Below are 2,578 nucleotides of genomic sequence, written 5' to 3' on the forward strand. Positions count from 1 at the left end.
CCCCGATGGCCAGTCCAAATTCCCCCACCTGTGGCCACCCCAAATTCCCCAGGCAAGACCGGTTGGATTATGACGACTCAGTGCCGGTGGCGATGCGTGCGGCGGCCTCTTTGAGCCGGTAGCTCTTGCCCTCGAATTCCAGCATCGTGCAGCGGTGCATGAGGCGGTCCAGGATGGTGGTCGCCATGGTGGCGTCGCCCAGATAGCGACCCCAGTCCTGCACAACGCGGTTGGAGGTCACCACGATGGCGCGGCGCAGCTTGTAGCGCTGGTGCACGATGGCCTGCAGGACCTCGGCGGCGTGCTCGCTGATACGCCTGGCCAGGAACAGATCGTCCAAGATGATCAGGTCAGGCTCCACCCACTCCTTGAGCAGGCCGATGCGCTCGGTGGCACTTGCCAGCGCGTAGCGGGCGAATTCGGCGTCGGCCTCGAGGTAACGCACATCGTGGCCGCCCAGCGTGGCCTGGTAGGCGATGGCCTTGGCAATGTGAGACTTGCCGGTGCCGGGTTTACCGACGATGAGCGCGTTGGCGCCCTCGGCGATGAACTTCAGGGTGTGCAGCTCAAAGCAGGCCGCGCGGGGCAGCTTGGGGTTGAAACGCCAGTCGAAGTCGGCCAGGCTGACCTTCTCGTCCAGACCCGAGCGCTTGTAGCGGCGCTCTGTAAGGCGCGATCGGCGCCGGTCGAGCTCATCCTGAAGCATGGCGGCGAAGGTCTGCAGAAATGGCTCCTGGGCGACCTGGGCCTGCATCACGCGGGTCGACAGGGTCTCGGCAATACCCGACAGGCGCAGCTGGCGCAGCGCGCGCTCGATCTCGACCATGTTCATGTCTGGCTCCCAACTGCGGCGGTGGCCGCAGCGTGGGCAAACAGGTCACCGTATTCATCGGCATCGCGGATCAGCTCGTGCTGCTGGGTCAGGGTCGCCGTGGTGGGCGTTACATGCTCGCCACCGGCCTGGGTCTCGATGGCTTCAAGCGCATCGGCAAAGAGCGCCTCTGTCAATGCCTGGACGCGCTTGAAGCTGTAGATGCCCTGCTCCAGAGCCTGGGCGCAGGCGGCGTTGACACAATGCGCCGGATATCGGCGCACCAGGCCGACGATGCCCCAGAGCTTGCGCTGGCCGACCCGGCCCTCGATGGCAAAGAGCAACTGGCACAGCCGGGCGGCGTGTTCGCCAATCTGGCTGGCCTGGCGCAGGATCAGGCGGGTCTCACGCGAAGGGTTGAACACCCGCTCATCCTGGGGCAGCACCACGGTGCCGGGGCGTTCAGCCTTGGGGTGACTGCGCAGCAAGGTGCCGGTTTGCAGATCAAAGATCTGGATGCGCTGGGCGAAGATGCGCACCCGCACCTTCGATCCGATGGCCGCCGGGCGCGCGGCGTAGCTGCTGTACTCCACCCGCACACAGCTGTCGTCGCACACCGTGCGCTGGACCTCTTCGAAATACTGCATGCCCAGCAGTGGCAAAGCTTTGAGGTGGGGGCGTTCTTCCGCGAACATGGCCTGCACCTGGCGCCGCTCGGTGCCGTGGATGCGCTTGGCTGCCCAATTCTTCTCCCATTGCGCCAGGAAGGTGTTCTGCTCTTCGATGGACTCAAAGCGCCGGCCCTTCAAGGCCGTGGCCTGGGTGTGGCCGATGGCGTGCTCTACCGTACCCTTGCGGTTGGGGTCACGCACCCGGGCCGGGTCGGCCACCACGCCGTAGTGCGCCAGGGTGGCGGCATAGACCGGGTTGAGTTCGGGCTCATACAGGTCGGGTTTGATGACGCCCTCTTTGAGGTTGTCCAACACCACGTACTGCGGGCAGCCACCGAAGTGGCGAAACGCGCGCTCGTGCAGCTCGGCCCAGACCTGCTGGCCAGACTTCCAGACCACGTGCCGAAAGCTGGCCCGCGAGTAGCGCAGCGTTGCCACGAACAGGCGCGGTTTGCGGTACCGGTCGCTGCCCGGCACCCGGGTGGGTGCACCCTCACCGTAGTCCACCTGCATCTCCTCTGCGGGCAGGAAGGACAGGCGGTCGAATTGTTCGGGCTCCTTGTGACGCAGCCGGGCCACGAAGCGTTTGACCGAGTTGTACTGGCCGGCAAAGCCGTGGACATCGACCAGGTCCTGGTAGATGGCCGTGGCGTTGCGCTTGAGACGCAGTTGGGCCTCGATGACGTCGCGGTACGGCTCGCATAGGGAGGCGGCCACTGACGTGGGAGCCGGTGGCCAGGGTGGGGGAATTTGCGCGGCCACGTGAGCGGCCATGGCATCAGGGCCGGTGGCCACCCCGGGGGAATTTGACTGCTCGGCCTGCCGGCGACGTTGGTAACTCCTGACGGTCTTGCGGTCGACGCCGGTGATGCGCGCGATCTCGCGCTGGGTGCTGCCACGCTCGAGCAGCGTGTAGACGGTGGCCCGTTGGTTGGGTTTCAAGACATTCACTCCTTGGCCTCCCCTCGGGGAAGACCAGAACTACTGTCCTGCCAACAGGTGCCAGCGGCGCCGGCGTTTACCCCCTGTCCCCGATCAACTCAGGTGGGGGAGTTTGAGGTGGCCATCAGTGGGGGAGTTTGGGTGGCCGCCGGGG

General features: G+C 65.7%; 2 protein-coding genes. Both read right to left on the minus strand.

Annotated elements, in window-relative coordinates; all coding sequences use genetic code 11:
• Positions 1–67 precede the first annotated feature (67 nt).
• Complete coding sequence (gene istB / locus AAHB17_RS24360) at positions 68–832, minus strand: IS21-like element helper ATPase IstB (protein WP_342133648.1); 765 nt, start codon at positions 830–832, stop codon at positions 68–70.
• Complete coding sequence (gene istA, locus AAHB17_RS24365) at positions 829–2,433, minus strand: IS21 family transposase (protein ID WP_342133649.1); 1,605 nt, start codon at positions 2,431–2,433, stop codon at positions 829–831. Before istA ends, istB begins: the two co-directional genes overlap by 4 nt.
• Positions 2,434–2,578 lie beyond the last annotated feature (145 nt).

The sequence above is a fragment of the Hydrogenophaga sp. OTU3427 genome, from assembly GCF_038440225.1.
Taxonomy (GTDB): Bacteria; Pseudomonadota; Gammaproteobacteria; order Burkholderiales; family Burkholderiaceae_C; genus Hydrogenophaga.